Origin of the sequence: Rhizobium freirei PRF 81 (genome assembly GCF_000359745.1) — a bacterium.
GTDB lineage: Bacteria > Pseudomonadota > Alphaproteobacteria > Rhizobiales > Rhizobiaceae > Rhizobium > Rhizobium freirei.
Genome location: NZ_AQHN01000089.1, coordinates 175,619 through 195,437, shown reverse-complemented (window position 1 = coordinate 195,437; position 19,819 = coordinate 175,619). Strand labels below are relative to the sequence as shown.

18 protein-coding genes are annotated in these 19,819 nt (G+C 53.4%); 10 read left to right on the top strand and 8 right to left on the bottom strand.

The window, feature by feature from the left end; translation table 11 throughout:
* The first annotated feature begins 21 nt into the window (after positions 1-21).
* The 3 genes from RHSP_RS28640 to RHSP_RS28630 are packed head-to-tail and all read left to right on the top strand — an operon-like array spanning position 22 to position 2,437.
* Entirely contained in the window at positions 22-801 is a 780-nt protein-coding gene (locus RHSP_RS28640; RefSeq protein ID WP_004127206.1) for a class I SAM-dependent methyltransferase, read from the top strand.
* Positions 798-1,490: an acetyltransferase gene (locus tag RHSP_RS28635; RefSeq protein ID WP_004127203.1), complete on the top strand. Its 693-nt coding sequence runs from the start codon at positions 798-800 to the stop codon at positions 1,488-1,490. Before RHSP_RS28640 ends, RHSP_RS28635 begins: the two co-directional genes overlap by 4 nt.
* Entirely contained in the window at positions 1,487-2,437 is a 951-nt protein-coding gene (locus tag RHSP_RS28630; RefSeq protein ID WP_037155093.1) for a GNAT family N-acetyltransferase, read from the top strand. The genes RHSP_RS28635 and RHSP_RS28630 overlap by 4 nt, the downstream gene beginning before the upstream one ends.
* Here the strand turns inward: RHSP_RS28630 and RHSP_RS28625 are convergent.
* Positions 2,432-3,610 carry an FkbM family methyltransferase gene (locus RHSP_RS28625; protein WP_004127177.1) on the bottom strand — a complete coding sequence of 393 codons (1,179 nt, stop codon included), beginning with the start codon at positions 3,608-3,610 and terminating at the stop codon, positions 2,432-2,434. The two genes, RHSP_RS28630 and RHSP_RS28625, sit on opposite strands and share 6 nt — an antisense overlap.
* 113 nt (positions 3,611-3,723) lie before the next feature.
* On the opposite strand from RHSP_RS28625, the gene RHSP_RS28620 reads away from it, so the two are divergent.
* The 7 genes from RHSP_RS28620 to RHSP_RS33220 all read left to right on the top strand — a co-directional run bounded on the left by RHSP_RS28620 (position 3,724) and on the right by RHSP_RS33220 (position 12,782).
* Positions 3,724-5,622, top strand: coding sequence for a glycosyltransferase family 61 protein (locus RHSP_RS28620; RefSeq protein WP_004127174.1), 1,899 nt, complete (start codon positions 3,724-3,726; stop codon positions 5,620-5,622).
* An 82-nt stretch (positions 5,623-5,704) separates the two neighbouring features.
* The gene (locus RHSP_RS28615; protein ID WP_004127169.1) at positions 5,705-6,517 is read left to right on the top strand and encodes a phytanoyl-CoA dioxygenase family protein; all 813 of its coding nucleotides are present in this window, start codon (positions 5,705-5,707) and stop codon (positions 6,515-6,517) included.
* A 90-nt stretch (positions 6,518-6,607) separates the two neighbouring features.
* Positions 6,608-7,528 (top strand): glycoside hydrolase family protein, encoded by a 921-nt coding sequence (locus RHSP_RS28610; protein WP_004127166.1) that lies wholly within the window; start codon positions 6,608-6,610, stop codon positions 7,526-7,528.
* Between the two features lie 39 nt (positions 7,529-7,567).
* Positions 7,568-8,722 carry a glycosyltransferase family 2 protein gene (locus tag RHSP_RS28605; protein ID WP_004127158.1) on the top strand — a complete coding sequence of 385 codons (1,155 nt, stop codon included), beginning with the start codon at positions 7,568-7,570 and terminating at the stop codon, positions 8,720-8,722.
* Positions 8,723-8,897: 175 nt separating this feature from the next.
* Positions 8,898-9,698, top strand: a complete 801-nt coding sequence (locus RHSP_RS28600) for an ABC transporter permease (RefSeq protein WP_037155083.1) — start codon at positions 8,898-8,900, stop codon at positions 9,696-9,698.
* A gap of 4 nt (positions 9,699-9,702) precedes the next feature.
* Positions 9,703-10,455 carry an ABC transporter ATP-binding protein gene (locus RHSP_RS28595; RefSeq protein WP_004127152.1) on the top strand — a complete coding sequence of 251 codons (753 nt, stop codon included), beginning with the start codon at positions 9,703-9,705 and terminating at the stop codon, positions 10,453-10,455.
* A gap of 95 nt (positions 10,456-10,550) precedes the next feature.
* Positions 10,551-12,782 carry a glycosyltransferase gene (locus tag RHSP_RS33220; protein ID WP_004127149.1) on the top strand — a complete coding sequence of 744 codons (2,232 nt, stop codon included), beginning with the start codon at positions 10,551-10,553 and terminating at the stop codon, positions 12,780-12,782.
* Here RHSP_RS33220 and RHSP_RS34120 read toward each other — a convergent pair.
* The 7 genes from RHSP_RS34120 to RHSP_RS28550 all read right to left on the bottom strand — a co-directional run bounded on the left by RHSP_RS34120 (position 12,730) and on the right by RHSP_RS28550 (position 19,791).
* Positions 12,730-13,536: a glycosyltransferase family 2 protein gene (locus RHSP_RS34120; RefSeq protein ID WP_037155081.1), complete on the bottom strand. Its 807-nt coding sequence runs from the start codon at positions 13,534-13,536 to the stop codon at positions 12,730-12,732. The genes RHSP_RS33220 and RHSP_RS34120 overlap by 53 nt on opposite strands.
* A 3-nt stretch (positions 13,537-13,539) precedes the next feature.
* Positions 13,540-14,463, bottom strand: a complete 924-nt coding sequence (locus RHSP_RS28580) for an NAD-dependent epimerase/dehydratase family protein (RefSeq protein ID WP_004127146.1) — start codon at positions 14,461-14,463, stop codon at positions 13,540-13,542.
* 3 nt (positions 14,464-14,466) lie between these two features.
* A complete protein-coding gene (locus RHSP_RS28575) occupies positions 14,467-15,180 on the bottom strand; it encodes a nucleotidyltransferase family protein (RefSeq protein ID WP_004127143.1) in 714 nt (237 codons plus the stop codon).
* Positions 15,181-15,204: 24 nt separating this feature from the next.
* The gene (locus RHSP_RS28570; RefSeq protein ID WP_004127140.1) at positions 15,205-16,209 is read right to left on the bottom strand and encodes an SDR family NAD(P)-dependent oxidoreductase; all 1,005 of its coding nucleotides are present in this window, start codon (positions 16,207-16,209) and stop codon (positions 15,205-15,207) included.
* A 41-nt stretch (positions 16,210-16,250) separates the two neighbouring features.
* Complete coding sequence (locus RHSP_RS28565; RefSeq protein ID WP_004127137.1) at positions 16,251-17,408, bottom strand: glycosyltransferase family 4 protein; 1,158 nt, start codon at positions 17,406-17,408, stop codon at positions 16,251-16,253.
* Positions 17,409-17,671: 263 nt separating this feature from the next.
* Positions 17,672-19,057, bottom strand: a complete 1,386-nt coding sequence (locus tag RHSP_RS28555) for an O-antigen ligase family protein (protein ID WP_240535536.1) — start codon at positions 19,055-19,057, stop codon at positions 17,672-17,674.
* A gap of 158 nt (positions 19,058-19,215) precedes the next feature.
* Positions 19,216-19,791 (bottom strand): sugar transferase, encoded by a 576-nt coding sequence (locus RHSP_RS28550; RefSeq protein ID WP_037155461.1) that lies wholly within the window; start codon positions 19,789-19,791, stop codon positions 19,216-19,218.
* Positions 19,792-19,819 lie beyond the last annotated feature (28 nt).

The following is a 19,819-nucleotide window of genomic DNA, read 5'->3' as shown; positions in this document are numbered from 1 at the left end:
TGAATTCGCATAGGGGAAAGCGTGAAGAACGACGAGCTAGCGACCTCGAAGGACATCAATCTGGCTGCAGTAGAGCTCGATTACGAGGGCTTTCGCAAGCTTGCTTCCAATCCGCATCTTTCCGTTCACGAACGGATCGGCTTTCCTGACGCATATCGCGAGAGATTCGAAGAAGCGATATTCCGGGATATCTGCGAGAAATTGCCGAGCTTGACCAGCAGCAAAAAGGTGATCCTCGATATAGGTCCTGGATGTGCCAATCTGCCTCGCATGCTTATCGATCTTTGCGAGAGAAACGATCATCGACTCATATTGGTTGATTCCGAGGAGATGCTGAGGCAGCTGCCAGATGCGCCGCATGTAACGAAGGTCAGCGGCTTTTTTCCGAACAATATCGAAGCAGTTCGCTCTGCAGCCAATGGCCCAATTGATGCAGTTCTTAGCTATAGCGTCCTTCAATATCTGTTTGTGGAGACAAATCCGTTTCACGTGATGGATGTCTTGGTGGATTTGTTGGCAGAAGGTGGCGAGATTTTATTCGGGGATATTCCGAATGCTTCCAAGCGTCGGCGTTTTTTCCTCAGCCAGGCAGGTATACGTTTCCACCGCGAATTCACCGGTCGGGACGATCTTCCTCCGCTTCCTTCCCCCAGCGCCGGACAGGGTTTGATCGACGATGCGGTGCTTCAGGGCCTTATCAGCAGAGCGCACTCCATGAGTTGTGATGCCTATCTCGTTCCGCAGCCATCCTCCCTTCCTATGGCCAACCGACGCGACGATTTGCTTGTGAGGAAACCATGACAGGAATTTCGAAAGACAAGGAGTCGCTGCTGATTGTTGGCAACGGCGAAATCGCTTCCATGGCCTACGAATATTTCCTGCACGATTCGTCTTACGAGCCTGTCGGATTCGCAATTGGTTCTGACTATATCAATGGAGACACCTTCGAGGGGCTGCCCCTTGTCGATCTCGCAACCGTCGAAGAGCATTTTCCGCCAGCAAAAACAAAGGCCTTCGTGGCTATTGGCGATTCTCAGCTGAACAGGGTGCGTGCTCGGCACTATGTCAATATGAAAGCGAGAGGCTATACGCTCGCCAGTTATGTCAGCTCGCGTGCCTTTGTCTGGCACAATGTGAAAATCGGCGACAATTGCTTTGTCCTTGAGGACAATACGATTCAGGCATTTGTCACGATCGGAAACAATGTCATCCTCTGGAGCGGCAATCACATCGGGCACCGTTCGACGGTCGAAGACAATGTCTTCATAACCTCCCATGTTGTGGTTTCCGGCTTCTGTAATATCGGCAAATATTCCTATATCGGCGTGAATGCTGCGATAGGGAACAACACGGATGTTGCTGAAGATAACTATATCGCAATGTCCGCATCCATCGCATCATCGACATCCCCGAATACGATATACCAAGGCAATCCGGCAGAACCTCGTAAGATTGCGGCGACGCGCTTTTGCAGGGTGCGGGACGAATGATTGAAATCGTTCCCTTTACCCAGTCGGAGCGTGAGATATGGAATGCCCTCAACGCGGAAGCGAGGAATGGGCATTTTCTCTTCGATCGGCGCTTCATGGAATATCATTCCGATCGATTCCAGGATTGCTCTTATATTTTTATGGATGAAGGCAAGCCGATCGGCCTTCTGCCGGCAAACATCGCCGGGGATACCCTTTATTCGCATCAGGGTTTAACATTCGGCGGCCTGGTGGTTGATCAGCGAGTGACATCCGTTCGTATGCTCGCCATATGGGACATACTTCTGCATCGGCTGCGCGAGCAGGGAGTCCGACGGCTTATTTATAAGGCCTTGCCATCGATTTATCATCGAGCACCCGCGCAGGAGGACCTGTACGCATTGTTTCGCCATCGAGCTCAATTGATCCGGCGAGATGTGACGACAACTATCGACTATCTTTCCCCTGGCGTACGATCAAAGCGGCGTGAACGCGGTGTTAAGAAGGCGGTTAAGGCGCAATTACACTTCACGGAAAGTCAGGATTGGCCAGCCTTCTGGCGAATTCTCTCCGACACGCTTCAGTCGCGGCATGGGGTTGCGCCGACACATACTCTTCAGGAAATAATACTGTTGTCGGAGCGGTTGCCTGAAGCTATCAAATTGTATCTCGCAGAGCAGGACAGCCAAGCGGTGGCCGGCGTCGTGATGTTTGACACCGCAACTGTCGCACACGCGCAATATATCGCAGCAAGCGAACAGGGCCGTGACGTCGCGGCGCTGGATGGGCTATTTGACTTTCTGATTGAGCGCTATCGCCATTCGCACCGCTTCTTTGATTTCGGGATTTCCAACGAAGACGGCGGACGTATATTGAACGAGGGCCTCGTCACTCAAAAAGAAGAGTTTGGAGGCAGTTCCGTCGCCCACGATGTTTATGAGGTCGTTGTCGATACTTCGGCCTTATGACGCGAGGTCTGCCGCATTTGGCACAAAGGCGTAAACCATAAGATCCGCTCCATCGCAACCGTTGCTGCGCAAGGCAAATCGATAGTTTTGGTCCAGTTGGCTTACATATTGGGGGAGAGCCCATAGATCGGATGGCGCATGGTATACCGAGATCGCCAGCCACACTTTCCGCTCAATAATTGAACGTTTTGCGCCTTTCAGCGTGGCCAAGTCGGCGCCTTCCACGTCTATTTTGACCAATATGTGGTCGTTGGGTTCGCAATATTTTTCAATGATTTCGTCCAAAGCTGCGACATCTACTTCGGATGAGCCAGCTTCCGAAAGCGAAGATGCTTGGTTTTTTCCAAGATCAAACTTCAGCTTACCGCTGGTTTCTCCCGTCGCTGCTGCAATCGGAATGATCTTTCGTCGATCATCTGCACTTAAGGAAGCAAGATTGTTCGTCATTCGGTGGAAGTTATGAGGATCGGGTTCGATCGGGAGCGCCAGCCGTACTCGGTTGCTATGCTCCTGCATAAACGGAATTAACGTATCGCCATCATAGGCGCCGCAATCGAGGTATACGATTTTCTCAGAAGGAATCGCGCTGGGCCAAAATACGCGTTGCACGGCAGGCAGCGCGCCATAGTCGAGATTAAGTCTGAAGTGAATATGCGCAAGCAGCTGGGCCAGCGACTCTTCATCTACTAACCTGTCAAGAAGCCACCGAATGTCTTCGGCATGGCGATGAAGAAAGGTTGGATGATTCAGAAAATAAAAAGACGAACTGTCATCTTCATTGGCGACCCAAAGAAATTCAAATAGCGACACATGCTCTATATCTTGCGACCTTAATCTGGCGGAGATCTCGGAGAAACCAATATGTGGGGAAAATATTGACGTGATCAAAATAGTTTTCCCTCGTCCAGCGAGGTAATCTAATGAATATACCGGAAGGCCGGTTACAATAGTGTTTTGTTTTGCCGGAGTGTCGTCAATATATGCCACAGCTTTCAAACTGATTTGACCGAGGAGGTCGGCGACATGCTGACCATTCTGACCAGCACCAAAAATATAAATTTCCGCAGCCGATTGAAGACGTTCCGTGATTGCGGCGCGCCGCAGCTTAAATGCTGTTTCGTTGTATGTCTGAAATAGGCTCGAAAGCCGATTTCGAAAATCAGAGCGCTTCATTTTGCGTCATTCAGCCCGTGTGATAGAGAGACATCTTGTCTATAGTGCTATTCATTTAGCTCCCTTGCCCGCTTATGACTAGACCTTGAAAGTCCTATCGCAGAAGGAATAGCATGCTAGCCAGAGTTTCTTGGAGGAACAGGTCCGCACGTTTAGGGCTGGTCGTTGTTGGAGTTTTGTGGCTCACCGCCTTCAAATTTAACAGGATTGAAAATATCCGACGCCGCTATGGGGCGAATCGCACCTCTATGTGCTGGGCAATACTTGGGCATGTTATGCGGAATATTGCATCCATTCCCGGGCGAAACCAACAAATATTCCTGTCGCAGATACCTAATCCCTTCTCAAGCGAAGGCCATCACGGACGTTGGCGCAGCAATCCTCGCGGTCCGATGCTGCTATTTCTAGCTAACACGTTCAAGCATGCCGGGATGTTCGACCTCGCGTTTGCAGCCTATCAGTTGGCTCTGAAAGAGGAATACAAGACGGATCTTGTCCTGACCGGCTTGGGGGATTTATTCCTCGTAGAAGCCTGCTGGACTGAGGAGGCGCAAGCCCATCTGGCTGCAGGAATTCTCCTTGATGAAAGTTTAGCTCCCAGCTTGCGGTTTCGAACGCGGGCCTGGGAGGCCAGGTCGTTTTCGGATGCGGTCAAGGAATTGCGAAAAGCAACTGAGATCAACCCCCAAAACAAATCAGCGTGGTGGCTTTTGTGCTGTTCGCTTCTCAAAATGAAGGAGTGGGATGCAAGCTTGTTGGCCTTGCATGAGTATCTCGCGCTGGCCCATCCCATGTATGAACAGAATTTGGCGATGGCAATTGCGGAATTTGGAAGAGATCCAGTCCTTGGTCTCGCCGCGCTAAAGTCCAAGCTTGATCGTTGGCAGGGCTGGGTAACCGCGTCGGTGGTCCAAATTGCTGACAGTCATAAGGCACGACATTTGGACGGGGTGAAACAAGAGGAGCTATTGGAGGAAGTCAAGCTGACGATAAAGTCGCATGTCGTCGCGGGAGGGGAAATATCTTACTACGAGCGTGAACACACCTTTGGAAGGGTTTTTAATTATAAGATCGAAAAGGCTGAGATTTTGCCTTCTTATGGTGCCTCAATCGCTGAGGGAAATTATCTCTTGGCGGATACAAATCATATTTCGCCCATTCACTGGCATCGCTATACACCCTCTATCCTTGCCGTCAGCGAGGAAAACGCCCTGGTTTGCCGAGATGCGTCGCGTTGCGTCAATTTGAAAGACGCTATATATTTCGGACATAATAAAAATTACTATCATTTTATTTGCGAAGACTTACCGAGGCTGCTTCTTCTTGAAGAGAAATCTACCCACGCGGATGAAGCTATTCTTGTGGATCTCGATATCAAACCTTGGCAGGAGCGTCTGCTTGCTCGACTTGGGGTCAACCAGTCACGGTGGAGAGCCGTTAATTTCAGTTCTCCGCTTCGATTGAGGCAGCTTACCGTCCCTTCCGTTGTCTCCAGAGATCTCATGGCTCACCCAAGAGCAATCAACTTGATACGCGAGCGGCTCTTGCCTGCTGGTGGCGAGGGCAAGCCACGTCCGGGAAAGCGGCTGTATCTGACGCGCGGGATCGGAAGTCGCACTGCACGATTCCTCAATGAAGAAAAGATAGTGCGATTGCTTTCCAAGGCTGGATTTGTATCGGTAAACACCGGGAATATGAGCGTCGACGATCAGATCGAGCTTTTTTCCGATGTTGAAATTGTCGCAGGCCCAGCAGGTGCTGCTTTTGCCAATCTCGCCTTTGCGCCGCGTGAATGTGCCGTGCTCGTGTTCGCAGCCAGTTCAGACGCTGGAGAGGCTTTCAGCAGTATCACGTCGTCAATTTGTCAGGATTATTTTATCTGCGTGGGGGATGGCTATCCGCGGCCGAACGTCTCTTGGATACACACGAATTTTGATTTTGCTATCGATCCCATGGATGTGAGAGTGGCATTGGACCGGATTTTGGTGAAAGGCGGTCGAGCTAAGTGCTAAAAAGCGGTCTCTTCAGGCTTGGCTGTCGTTTTTTAAGATGCTAAGCCGACTCTTGAGGAAGCATATAGCTGGGGATGAGGCGATGGAAACGGTGAAAACCTACGGCATTACCAACGCAAGTTCTGCGACAGGGCGCGCAGCTGCTATTTGCGAAGAGATTGCTGTTCGGGGCTTTGGCGTATTAGAATCTGTTCTGCCAATGTCCAAAGTCGCTAGCCTTAATCAAAAGCTTGAAGACGTTTACGCTGCTCAATGTGCAGAGGTCTCAGGCGAGGAAGCTCTTGAGAAATTGAATGATCGTGACATTGTTCGCTGTCCCCTAGCGTATGATCGTGAGTTTCTCGAGCTCGCCACCTCAGCGGAATTGCTGGAAATTCCCCGATTGGTTTTGGGGGAGGGCATCCAGCTGCTCATGCAAAACGGTGTCATCAATCGTCCCGAGCGGGTTCAAGCTCAAACCGGATGGCATCGTGATTTAAATTATCAGCATTGGGTATCATCGAAGCCATTGGCTGTCAGTGCGCTGGTTTGCCTCGAAGACTTCAATCTTGAAACTGGTGGCACGGCATTTTTGCCGTCTAGCCATAAATTTGAAGCGTTTCCCTCGGAGCAACTGGTTGCTCTTTCTCAGTACGTACCAAGCGCGCCGGCTGGCTCGATTTTGTTTTTCGACGCGATGACCTTCCATCGCGCAGGCATAAATAAATCAAGCCGCATTCGCCGGGCGATCAACCACGTTATAGGTGTTCCCATCTTGGCGCAGCAAATCAGTATCCCTTCGATGCTGAGCGAAGCGCCCGAGGATCCGGCGATTCGTTCATACCTTGGATATCGGTGGTTACCGTCTCCGAGTGTTAAGGCATGGCGTCAGGCTAAGCTTTCGTCTTCTAAATAAATGTGTCTCTTGGAAACAAGAGGGCCTGCTGATGGTGGCGTCACGGCGCGGTCCTCAAACTAGAAGATCGGACCATCCTGGGATGCGACAATGAACTGGGAGCGATTAGGTCCTATATTTAATGCCAACGGCCGGGCAAAGTGGATGCATTCGCACGCTTATTTGCCGACCGCCATCGAAATGGATGCGGATCGCATCCGCGTTTTTCTCGCTTTCCGCGACGATCTTCAGGTGGGACGCTTGGGCTGGATAGACGTCTCATCGAGCGACCCAACTCGTGTAATTGCGTTTTCGGAGCGGCCCGCTCTCGATATTGGTAGACCCGGAGCTTTTGACGACAACGGCGTGACGCCGCTCGCTGTTGTTCGCGATGGCGCGCGCCTCCGCATGTATTATGCAGGATGGCAGTTAACCCCGCGTGCGCGCTATCTGCTGTTTACAGGCTTGGCCTTTAGCGACGATGGCGGGGACAGTTTCGTCCGGTACCAAGAAACGCCGATTCTGGACCGAACTCCCGCGGAGTTCATCGTGCGCACCGGCGCTCACGTTCTAAGGGACGAGGAGCAGGACCTCTGGAAAATCTGGTACGCAGCCGGCTCCGCTTTTGTCGAAACTGCTGGCAAACAGGTTCCCACCTATCATATGGCCTATCTGGAATCTTCAGATGGGGTGTCGTGGCCTGATCGAAGCACGGCGGTTTTGAAACCCATTGGGCCTGATGAATACGGCTTCGGGCGCCCGTATATTCGAAAGATCAATGGTGTTTACGAGATGTGGCATTCAGTAAGGTCGCATTCAAAAGGCTATAGCATAGGCTATGCAACATCGAGCGATGGTGTGAACTGGCAGCGTCAAGACAGGGTGGGCGGCCTCGAGCCCTCCGTCAGTGGTTGGGATTCCGAGATGACGTGCTTCGCCTCGGTAGTGGAAAACCAGCACGGAACGTTCTTGTTTTATAACGGGAATGGTTTTGGTTTGACTGGCGTTGGTGTAGCGCGATTGCGCAAATAACAATCTTTGCCAGCTCGTATACGAAATGGAAATTCTCAGATGACTGGGTCAAGAATAGAGACCGCCGTGCATCCACGCGTATCCGTATGTATCCCTGCCTATAATCACGAAAAGTATATTGGGGCGTGCATTGAGAGCGTTTTGGCCCAAACTTTCTCTGATTTTGAAATATTGGTGACAGATGATGGTTCGTCGGACGCAACGGTAGATGTCGTTAAATCGTTCTCGGATCCACGAATTCGATTGTTTAGGCTACCCAGGAATCAAGGCCCAAGCGTCGCCGCAAATAACAATTTTCGTGAGGCGCGCGGAGAATTCATCTGTCCCCTTGCTTCGGATGACTTATTCAATAGAGAAAAGTTAGAGCGCCAGCTCGCATTTCTCAGCGCCAATCCCCAAATTGGCGCGGCGTTCAGCTACATGCGTTACGTCAATGAAGCTGGAGAGGAAATAAGGGATCACATTGGCTATAAGTGGGTTGAAGTGGACAACTGCCCACGTGAGGTTTGGCTCCGTCGCTTCTTTAAAGTCGGCAACAACTTATCCGCACCAACGGCGATGATACGGCGGGGTGTTTTTGACAAGATTGGACTGACGGATCCGCGCCTTCTCCAAACGCAGGACCTTGATCTGTGGATCCGCATTTGTCTGGACTTTGAAGTATACGTGATGCCGGAGCGATTGATCGACTATCGAATTCGCGACAATCAGCAAAACACCAGCGCGACCACGCCATACAAACAAGCACAAGTCCATTGGGAGCTCGCAAAGGTATTCGAATCCTACGCGACAATCGAAGACCGCGATTTTTTTTGCCGGATCTTTCCCGAGGCGAAGGAGTCTCGGTATGACAACTGGCCCATCAAGGCAATCATGGCGGACCTCGCGATGAAGGAGGAAGCGCATCATATGCGCGCGTTTGGGCTGGAGCTGATGTATCGCGTGCTGAGTGATGAAGCCAGCGCCCGGGTTCTGGCCGAAAACGGCTTTACCTTCCCCAGTTTCTTCAAGGCAATGGGCAGCGCCGATGTCTTTGGAATAGTTGCCTATTCGGAGCTTCAGCAGCGCTTGCGCCATACAGAAAAACGAGTGATGGAACTCGCGGAAGAAGTGGCTTTCTGGATGCGCCGGTGTGAGCGAACGTTGGACGTGCGCGCCAGGGTACTGCTTCGCAAGTTGATCGGGCGAGCGTAAACCCAGGCTGGTGCAATCGGATTGATATCTGCACGGATCAACGGCTTTTGGCGTCAACGGATCTTCACGCTCGCGACATGTAATACGTCGTGCGGCTTGTCAAAGCATAGGCAAGCGCACTAGAAGCACAAGCAAACATGAATGGCGGCGATTTTTCGCGATGACGAGTTAGCGGATGAGTTTCAAGACACCTTATGTGGCGGGGTCCATCGAGTTGATGGACGGAATAAGGAGCTGGCGCATATGGCACCTGTTGGGTACCGCCGATCTGCGGCGCAGGCACTCCAGGTCTAAATTCGGCCAAATGTGGATCGCCCTGTCGACGGGCGTGACGATTTTCGCACTCGGCCTTGTCTGGTCGCTCCTTTGGAAAATGCCGGTTGCCGGCATCCTTCCTTACATAACTGTCGCAATGATCTTTTGGGGACTCATATCCGGTACCCTGAATGAGTCCACGGTGGCCCTCACCTCGACTGGCAATCTTTTCCTAAATCAGAAAACCAGCTTCTCTGTCGCGATTTATACGCTGATCTACCGAAACCTCATCACTACGGGCTATAATTTCATCATTGTTGTCGTCGTCTTCGCGTGCTTTCAGGTGGTACCAAACTGGAATATCTTCCTGATATTTCCGGGAATTGTCTTGACGGTGCTGTTCTTGGTTCCGGCATGCTACATACTCGCGCTTATCACAACGCGCTTCAGAGATGCTGCTCCCCTGACGCAGAGCTTGACGCAGATAGGGTATTTTGTGACGCCGGTTCTCTGGAGGCCGGAGTTCATTCCGCAAAATTATCAATGGATGAACATAGTCAATCCATTTTCGGTCTTCTTGGCTCTTCTCCGAGACCCTGTACTGGGCGTGGAGACATCGGCAACGGTGTGGGCGGTGGCTTTAGCTTACACCGCCTTTATCTGGATTGTCGGGCTGCCCTTTATTGGCATTTATCACAAACGCGCCATTTATTGGATCTAAACAAATGGCACATATACGCCTTAAGAACGTCTCGATCTCCTACCCGATCTTCAATTCCCATTCGCGGTCTTTGCGAACGGCTGTCTTTTCGAAGCTGGGCGGCAATATCGTCGCCCATAACAATACGGTCGTCGTCGATGCCATCAAGGACTTGACCCTCAATCTGGAGAACGGCGATCGTCTCGCGTTGCTCGGACACAACGGGGCGGGTAAAACAACCCTTCTGCGCACACTGGCAGGCGTCTATCCGCCGCTGAGGGGCTCGGTCGACATCGATGGGCTCATCAGCTCCTTTACCGACATAACCCTCGGAATGGACATGGAGGCGAGCGGCTGGGACAACATCATCTTTCGCTGCGCATTCATGGGACTGAGTTTTAAGGAAGCTTGGGAGTTGGCGCCGTCGATCGCAGAGTTTTGCGAACTTGGCGACTTTCTCGATATGCCGGTGCGAACATATTCTTCGGGCATGTTCGTGCGGCTGGCCTTCGCCATTTCGACATCGATCGAACCCGACATCGTCATCATGGACGAAATGATCAATGCGGGCGATGCACAGTTCATTGCCAAGGCGAGAGCGCGCATCGAAAAGATCTTGGGTAATGCCAGCGTTTTTGTGATCGCCTCTCATGACATTTCGATTACGCGCCAATTCTGCAAGACCGCGCTTTGGCTCGAAAAGGGTGTCGCGAAGGCTGTAGGCCCGGTCGATGAGATCACAGAGGCGTACCTGGCATCGAGGGCCGCCTCGGGGTGATCGGTGTGGCGACGGCATATTCGACGCGGTACTTAAATGTTTCCTTGAGCTGAGGACGGTTCAATCTTCCAGGCAGACTGTATTGGATTTTGCAGATGAAGCGCGCGAACACAGGCAGAACAGTTTCGGTGCTCCGCGCACGGGCAATGCGGTTGCGCCATGTGCTTAAGACCGCCTTTCGTCTGATTATTAGCGGTCAGATCTACGTCATTTATGCTACTCTGCTGCGGCGCGTCTTCCCTGTCCGTGAAGAATATATCCCGATTGAATATATCGACGTCGCCTTGGCGGACGGGATGGTCGTCAGTTCTAATGGGCCTGATGAGAGCCCCATCGACAAAAGCAATGCGGATCAGGCCGGCTTTTCGGTAGACCTAGATGGACGTCAGGTTGATCCGCTAGTGTCTGTTGTCATTCCTTGCTTCAATTATGGGCGTTTTCTTGAGCGGGCGATCGATTCAATTCTCAGTCAAACGATTGATAATGTTGAGATTATTGTTGTAGAAGGAGGGTCCACCGATGGCGAAACTCCCGACATCGTCAAGAAACTGAACCGACCGAAAACCCGCGTTATCATTCACGATAAGCCGACGCTCGTCGGAGCTAATCGCAATGCCGGGATTGCGATTGCGCGAGGGAAGTTCATTTGCTGCCTTGATGCGGACGACACGCTTGATCCCACTTACCTGGAAAAGGCCGCGTATCTCCTGGACGCTCATTTCTATGATGTCGTTTCCACGGGTATTCGCTTTACCGGCGCTCGCACTGGAGTAATCGATCTCCTGGAGATACCGAGCCTCAAGGATATGACCTACGGAAATCACGTGACGACCTGCGCTGTGTTTCGTCGCGACTTATGGGAAAAGGCAGGCGGCTTCTTCGATACAGGGAAAGGGCAGGACCACGTTGCGGAAGATTGGGACTTTTGGTTGCGTTGCGTCGCCGTCGGCGGGCGTGTACGCAACATTACGGGCGAATATCTTTTCAACTATACCGTCCATGGCTCAGGCTCGTTGTCGTCGACAGGCGTCCGCAGTCTTGGATATCAGAAGAACGCGATATTGAAGCGAAATAGAGCGCTTCTCCAACCTGAAGCATTTACCCATTCGAAATCGCAAGCACGCAGGCGAATGGTTCGCGTACCTGAAGGTGGCCTGCCTTGGCCATCGGTGCCTGCCTCCGAGCGAGATCGTTCGCTTCTGATTGCGGTCCCTTTTCTCATCGTGGGAGGAGCAGAGCGTCTGCTTTCCTCAATCGTGCGTTACCTGATATCTGAGGGCTGGCATGTCGCAATCATCTCCACTCTTCCTCAAAAGGGGCTTGAGGACGCCAGCGGGTGGTTCAAAGAGATTACAAGCGAAGTATACATCCTTCCGCAATTCCTGAGGGAATGGGAATATTCGAGCTTTATACATTATCTGATCCAAAGTCGCCGTTTCGACGTTGCGCTGCTTGCGGGTAGCCGGGTCTTCTATGAGCTACTTCCCGAGTTGAACGAAAAATATCGCAGCATGGCAGTCGTTGACCTGCTGTTCAATACGGCAGGTCATACCCACTCCCATGTGGAATATCGATCGCAATTAACCTCCGCCGTTGCGGAAAATCCCGAAGTCATTGCTTGGTTGAAGAAGCAGGGGTGGGCTGAGGATAGAGTCAAGCTAGTCGAAAGCGGCGTCGATGTGACGAGGTTTGATACCGAACGTTCGGCGGACGTCGTCAAGGAGCTTCAGATTGGAGAGGAGGAAATCGTTATCGGCTTCTCCGGTCGTCTTTCCGAAGAAAAGGCTCCTGAGGTCTTTATAAAGCTAGCGGCAGCCTTTAGTCGCGAATCCTCAGTACGCTTCGTCATGACAGGAGGCGGCCCGCTGAAGGACGCGGTCGAAGCCGAGATCAAGAAGTTGCCGGCCGGTGCTCGCTTTCAATTCATGGGGTTAGTCAACAGCACGCAAGAGTATTTTTCGACGTACGACATATTCGTTTTGCCCTCGCGTATAGACGGGCGCCCTATCGCTTTGCTGGAGGCCCTGGCTTCGGGGTGTGCAGTCGTTGCTTCCGATGTCGGGGGCATTCCGGCCATTCTGCGTGACTCCGGTGCTGGAATTCTATGCAAGCCCGCGAATACGTCCGATTTCATAGCGGCCATTCGCTCCCTCATCTCTGATAGAGCCAAATTGGCACTTATGAAATCGGCTGCACGTGCAACAGCCAGTCAAATGCTGTCGGAAAGACAGATGGGCGCTAGCTACGAGGCGGCGCTGCAAGCAGCTATCGAGCTCAAGCGTTCTGCGACGGAGATGAGCGTCGTGCGCGAAAACGATGCAACATAAGTCGGCGCGCAAACTTTATAAGAGTCCAGGGTATCAGCAGCAGGTATTCGGGCATTCGGATAAGGCCCTCTCGTGCAAGAAGGCGGTGCGTACGCATTTCGCCCAGCTGCATAGCGAACATCCTGGCACTGAGCCCACTCGCACCGAATGCTGGCTTGTCAGCTCGGGCAAGAGCGAGGTTCATCCTCAGTGAGGCAATTCCCGAAAGCAGATTTGCCGCGACGAAAGCATAGTCTTCGCCAGCATACCATTTGGGGAAGAGGTGATGAATAGAGTCACGTCTTATAATTACAGTCGAAATTGAAGCTGGATTCTTGAGGAGTATTTCCCAGCGGCTGAATTCGGAGATCTGCTCGGGCGATGGCAAAGACCAGTCTTGGTTGGAGAAGGACTTCAAATGTGCGGAGAAGGCTGGCCTTCTTGGAGCCAGCATGACCTTCATCTGGCGCTCGACTTTTTCGCTATGCCATTCATCGTCGGCGTCGAGAAAAGCGATGTACGGCTTGCTGCTGGCGGATATGCCCGCATTGCGGGCGCCGCCAGGCCCGACGTTCTGCTCAAGTGTAACAAGCTTGACCGGGAGATCAGCGAAGGCCGGCAGGAATTTCGAGCAGGTATCGTCATTCCCGGCGTCGTCCACAACGATAATTTCTGCAGGCTGCCACGTTTGGCAGGCTATCGACGACAAAGCACGAGCGAGAGCTTTACCATCACGATAAGTTGGGATCACCACGGACAGCGGCACGGTCGTCACCGTTCAAGACTTCCGAACAATCGCGCGCTCATGCGAAAGCATCTTTTCCAGAACAGACCGAAAGTCCGGCTTGGATATATCGAGCCCCACCGAGCGTAGTCTGTCATTGCTGCCGATGACCGTATCGATGTCGCTGGTGCCGCGGCGGGTGCTCTCGATCTGATGCTGAACCGCAATGCCGGACACTTCAATCAGCTGCGATACGAGATCCTGTAACCTGACGCCCGCGCCAGCGCATACATTGTAGACCTTACCTTGAACGTCGGAGAGAAGCGAAAGTCTCACAATTGCAGAGGCAGCTTCTGCGACGTCGATAAAGTCACGCGTGCTATGAAGGGACCCCGTTCGGAGTATTCCCCCTCCAGTCGGCATCGAGGCAATCTGGCGGACGAAGCTTCCAAGCGCCGTAGTTGCTGGACTTCCCACCCCAATCGGATTGAAAAGTCGCGCTATGGTAACACACAGACCGGCCTCACTCGCAGCTAAGCCATGATGCGTTTGGGCAAGCTTGGAAATGCCATAGGCGGAAAGTGGGCTGCACGTGTCGCTTTCCCGCGAGATCATATCAGAATTGACCGGTCGGCCGTATTCAGCCGCACTTCCGATCAAAATGACTTTTGGGGGGGACTTTGCCGATGCCGCCGCGCTCAGTATTGATTGAGCGAAAAAGACGTTCGCCTGATAGAGTGCCTCCAGATCCGAGGCCTGACTGGTCCCTGCGAGATGATAGACAATTGCCGCCTGCCTCTCATCAATGATCTTGCATATTTCCGAAGCCGTCGGCTTTGCGGATAACGGAGATGCCTTCTCATCTTCAACCGTCGAACCGCGGCTGAGGCGTACTACATCGTATCCGCGGTCTAGAATTTCTCGGCAGACATAATTACCCAGGAATCCGTTGGCGCCCGTTACCAAGGCAACTGCCATTGCCTAGTCCTTCAAAAAGAGGCTTCGCTGAGTTTCGAACATTTGCTGAGCGGAAGCGTAGTCATCGGGGCGACCAATATCCAGCCAGACGCAGTCCTGCCGCTGACATTGGACGGTCCTTCCGCTGTGCTGAAGCGACTGCATCAATTGCGGCATATCGAGATGCACGCCGACTTCCAGGTAAGGCGCAACGGAATCCCTGTTTAGAATATAAAGACCCATGCTCACGAGATGAGAATAAGAAGGCTTTTCGCGATAGCCGGTAAGGCGCATATGATCATCGACTTCTATCAGACCGAAATCGATGTTGACCTTCCGCTCATAGACCGCGATTGACGCACTAGCTCCAGAGTCCTGGTGCTTTTGCGCCATTTCCGGAATGGAGAAATTGGTGAGCAGATCGCCGTTGGTAACGATGAAATTCTCGCCTGCGCGGTCGAGTACCGCTGCGATTGGGCCGGCAGTTCCCAAAGGAGTATCCTCGAGAACATAATCGATATTGAGGCCGAAAGCCGAGCCGTCACCGCAAAAAGCTCGAATCAAATGATGCAGATGGTTGACCGCCAAAATCACCTCTTCGACGCCAGCAGCTTTCAGCTGACGCAGAAGCAATTCCAGTACCGGCATGTCCCCTAATGGAACGAGAGGTTTCGGGAAGGAGGCAGTGAATGGCTGAAGTCTCGTTCCCTTGCCCCCTGCCATAACGATAGCTTTCATAGCCGATCCTTTATACGCTTACGATCAGACGGTATATTCTGTGGGACGGTACAGATGAATGTTCGCTTCCACAAACGATATGGTTTGCTTCAGGCCGTCTTCTACTGACGTCGCGGGCGTCCAGCCAAGCAAGCGCTGTGCCTTGCTGTTGTCCGACACCAGTTTCAAAACTTCACTTTCCGCCGGACGCAGACGTTTCGGATCTTGTGTCACCGGTTTGCTGCAATTCATCAGCTTCAAAATCTTTGTCGCAAAATCGCCAATCGATGCGGTGCTGCCAGTTCCGAGATTGATGGTCTGGCCGTCAATGCCGCTCGTTGCCCCTGCCAATAGGAAGCCCGCCACGGTATCACCTACGAACGTCATGTCGCGCATCGGATCGAGCGCGCCCAGTTCGATGACATCGCGCGTTACGGCTTGAGAAATGATCGTGGGTATGAAGGCGCGGGCCGACTGCCGGGGTCCAAACGTATTGAATGGCCGCAAGGTTACGACCGGCGTCGAGAACGATCGATAGTAGCTTTCTGCAATCTTGTCCGCACCGATTTTGGAGGCGGAATATGGAGATTGACCTTGGAGCGGATGGTCTTCGTCGATCGGCTCGCGCAACGCAGTGCCATAAACCTCCGATGTCGATGTATGTACAACGCGGCTTGTGCCAAGTCGGCGAGCCGCCTCAACGACATTTAGCGTACCTTCGACATTCGTCCGCACGTAGCTTCTGGGAGCGACGTAAGAGTAAGGAATTGCGATCAGCGCGGCCAGGTGAAAAACAACATCCTTACCTTTCACGACGTTCATGACGAAGTCAGAGTCTTCGACATTGCCGGCAACGACTTGGAGAGAGCGCTTCGTATTCGCGTCTGCGTGCTCCAAGTTGCCCCAGTGAGACGAGGAGCCGTACTTAATCATCGCGGTAACGTTTGCGCCGTTGCGCACGAGGACTTCAGCCAAATGACTGCCGATAAATCCACCCGCTCCGGTAACGAGAACATTCTTCCCGCGGTAAAAGCTCTGGAGGTCAATCATCGGTAAATTCTCTTCGGTTTCTCAGGGTTGAGGAGCCGCAATTAACGCATTTGCGGATATCTAACAAGGTTAAAATAGACCTCGATTATTCTGGGAACAACGCTCTCAATGGAGAATCGCTGTTCAAAGTCAGACCGCGCAGCTGCGCCCATTCGTGCGCGTAATTCGGCATCGTTCGCAAGCTTCAAGATTGCATCAGCCACTGCGCGAACATCTCCCGGCGGGACAAGGAAGCCATTTATGCCGTCTTGCACGATAGATCGGCAGCCGGCGACGTCAAAGGCAATCATTGGCAATCCCGTCGCTGCTGCCTCGATAAGAGAGCGTGGCATACCTTCCCGCTCCGAAAGAAGGATCGCGATATCGGCGCGCTGCCAAGTTGTCGATACGTCTGCAGCCCGACCACACCATCGCACCCCTTCTAGTTTAGAGAATGCAAGCAGCTGATCTTCCGTCAAGCTCGTGAGATTGCCCGGATCAGGCGTTCCCCACAACTCGAGCTGAACGTCCACCTTTTCCCTGGCGAGTTGCACCGCCTTGACGGTCGGCTCGATGCCTTTCGACTTGAGCATTCGACCTAGATAGAGCGCACGAACCGGCGAGGCCGAATGCATGCTCTTGGGGGATAGCGGAATGGCATCGACCCCCCAGCCGCCAATAACGATCTTATCGTTCAAATGCGGAAACTCATGGGAGTCGTCGTCATTTTCGAAGGTAAATGTTATTGGTGAGCGCAACCCTAGGACACGTAAGATAGATCGAACAGCCGCGCGCGATACCCGCAAGACTGACCTGTTTCCGCTCCAGAGATAACCTAGGCCGGTTAGAGAAAAGACCCCGGCGCTTCCACCGCTTAACAGGTTGGCAATTCCTCCCAGGATGATTGATTTCAGCGCGATCGCATGAATGATATCCGGACGCTCTCTCAAAAATATCGCCCGTAGGCGAAAAAGCGTAGAGAGGAGCGGCCCTATACCGAAAGCCGAACGGTCTGCCGCGAGTGCAACAAGCCGAAATCCTTCGCTCTCAATTTCCTTTGCGCGATCCCCCACCCGGGTCACGACCACGATCTCGAAACCTGCCCTTTGGGCTGCCCGTGCCATCGGCAGGAAATGGGTCACAAAGAACCAGTCTTCGGTGACGACATAAACCAATCGAAGTGGGCAATTTCGTTTATGAACTGCGCGATCTCTTTGCATGTTTACACTGCTGATGTCCCCTGTGGGGGCGAAAGGTTAAAGAAATCGATCGCCGAAAGTTGAGCTGCTTCCTCGGAAGACACGTCCAGATAATGGAAATGCACGATGAAAATACTAGTCACGGGGCTGTGAGCTTCGTTTGTTCGGCGATCTGCCGGCATCTGCTTGCGCATATGAATCATTTCATCGTCGTATAGAACAGCCTGATTTATGTTGCAGGATATCTCGGCTTTACAAGTCATTCGTTCAATGACCGGTTTTATTCAAGCCCCCACTACCGCCTCCTGCCGCACCGGCTTTGCCGCCGCCAGATATTCGCCCTTCAGGCGCATGTGGCACCAGCAGGCGAAGGCGGAGGAGGTGAAGGCTAGGCCTTCGCCGATGGCGAGGCGGTTGTTGGAGTTGCTGAGCAGCGTCAGCGAAAAGAACACCAGGCACAGCACATAGGCGTGCCACACAGCGCGCGGAATGATGCCTGCCTTGCGGGCCAGCCATGCCGCCCGCAGGAAGACGCCGAGCATCAGGGACATCACGGCTGCGCCGAACAGGCCGAAGCGCACCAGGATTTCCAGATAGCCGTTGTGCAGCAGCGTGTATTGAACATGCGAGTAGCGCGTCTCGGCCCAGCGTTCGAGCCACTGATTGCCCCAGCCGAAGATCGGTGCGGAGGAGAAGACCTCCCAGCTGTTGGACCAGAGCTGCAAGCGCTCGTCCATCGATACCGGGGTGTCGGACGAGCCGATGGTGGTCGTCATCACGCCGCCCAGATCGTGGCTGCCGGTGACGCTCTCGACCATGGAAAGGGCCGCCGATACGGTCGGGCCTGCGGTCTTGTCGAGGTTGTGCCTGACGCCATAGATGCCGGCGATCAACAGGACTGCCACGGCGACGATGGCGATAATGCCGCTCTTCATGCGCAGATAGGTGAGCGTAACCAGCGCCAGCAGCGGCATGGTGATGCCGAGCGCCAGCCAGACGCCTTTCGATTTGGCGCCGTAGATGGCGATGAAACAGAGCGCGAAGATGAAGGGCGAAACAATATAAGCGAAACGCGCGATGCGGCGATCGCTGGATTTTTCCGTTAGATAATGCAGCAGCCAGAACAGGGTGAAGATTACGATCATGCCGCAGGCGACGGCACCGTGGATCTGATTGTTCATGATCAGCGGGCGGATGGTCTCGCCGGCGAAAACTTCGCGCAGATGCTGGGTGGCGACCAGCATGATGAGGACCATGGCGAAATAGGCCGCGACGATCTTTTCCATCAGCTCTTCATAGAGCAGGAAGCCGACGCCCAGGATCGGAAAGAAGAAGGTGAAGGCATAGAGCCAGTCTGAAGCACCGATGTCGTGCTGCGACGTCAGCCAATAGATGATGGCGAAGCGGACCATGACATAGGCGGCCCAGCCCATGCAGAGCCAGCCGATCCAGTCCGTGCGCGGCTTAACTGGCGCTTTCAGATAGTAGTAGAGAGCGATCATCGACAGGATTGCCGTCGCATAGCGGTAGGCGTCGCTTTCGACGACGGTCGGCGAAGCCATCAGCAGCCAAAGCAGGCCGCCGACGATTGCCATGAATTTTGGCATGACGCTTGCGGCTGTGGTGATGCCGGGAGGACGGGTCGTGAGATCGGCCGGCGATGTGTTCACGCGTGAGCTATCCAATGTCGTCGTTCCCCTGTCGTCCACATTGATCCCCTATCCAGCCTGCCGAAGCAATCTTGACGGCCCCTAAGATCGCAAAGAGGCAGGAATGCGGCTTTCTTGCGGCGTGGCTCCATCCGCCTGACGGTTTCGCCCGATGCTTGCTAATGCGTCACGCCATCGCGCCGAGCCACCTTCAATGCCGTCAGGGCGATGATCTTGAGATCGAAAAGGAAGGAGCGCTTGCGCAGATAATCCTCATCGAGCGCTACTTTCTGCGGGATCGGCAGCTCGTCGCGGCCGTTGACCTGCGCCCAGCCGGTGAGGCCTGGCAGAAGCGCGTCGACGCCGCGCTCCGTGCGCAGCGTAATCAGGTCGTGCTGATTGAAGAGGGCGGGTCTCGGGCCGACGAGGCTCATCTCGCCTTTCAGGATGCAGAGTAGCTGCGGCAGCTCGTCCAGGCTGGATTTGCGCAGGAAGGAGCCGATCGGCGTGAGATAGACCTTCGGATCCTTCAGCAGATGCGTCGCAACGGCCGGCGTGTCGGTGCGCATGCTGCGAAACTTCGGCATGCGGAAGATCCTGTTCCTGCGGCCGACCCGATCCGACCAATAGAGGATCGGTCCCGGAGACGTCAGCCTGACGGCGATGGCGACGATCAGTATCGGAATGGAAAAGACGATGGCCGCGGCAAGGGCCGCTAGAAAATCGAAAAGGCGCTTGGCGATCGTATAAAGCATCGTCTCTTGCAGTTGCATCGTCTCCCGT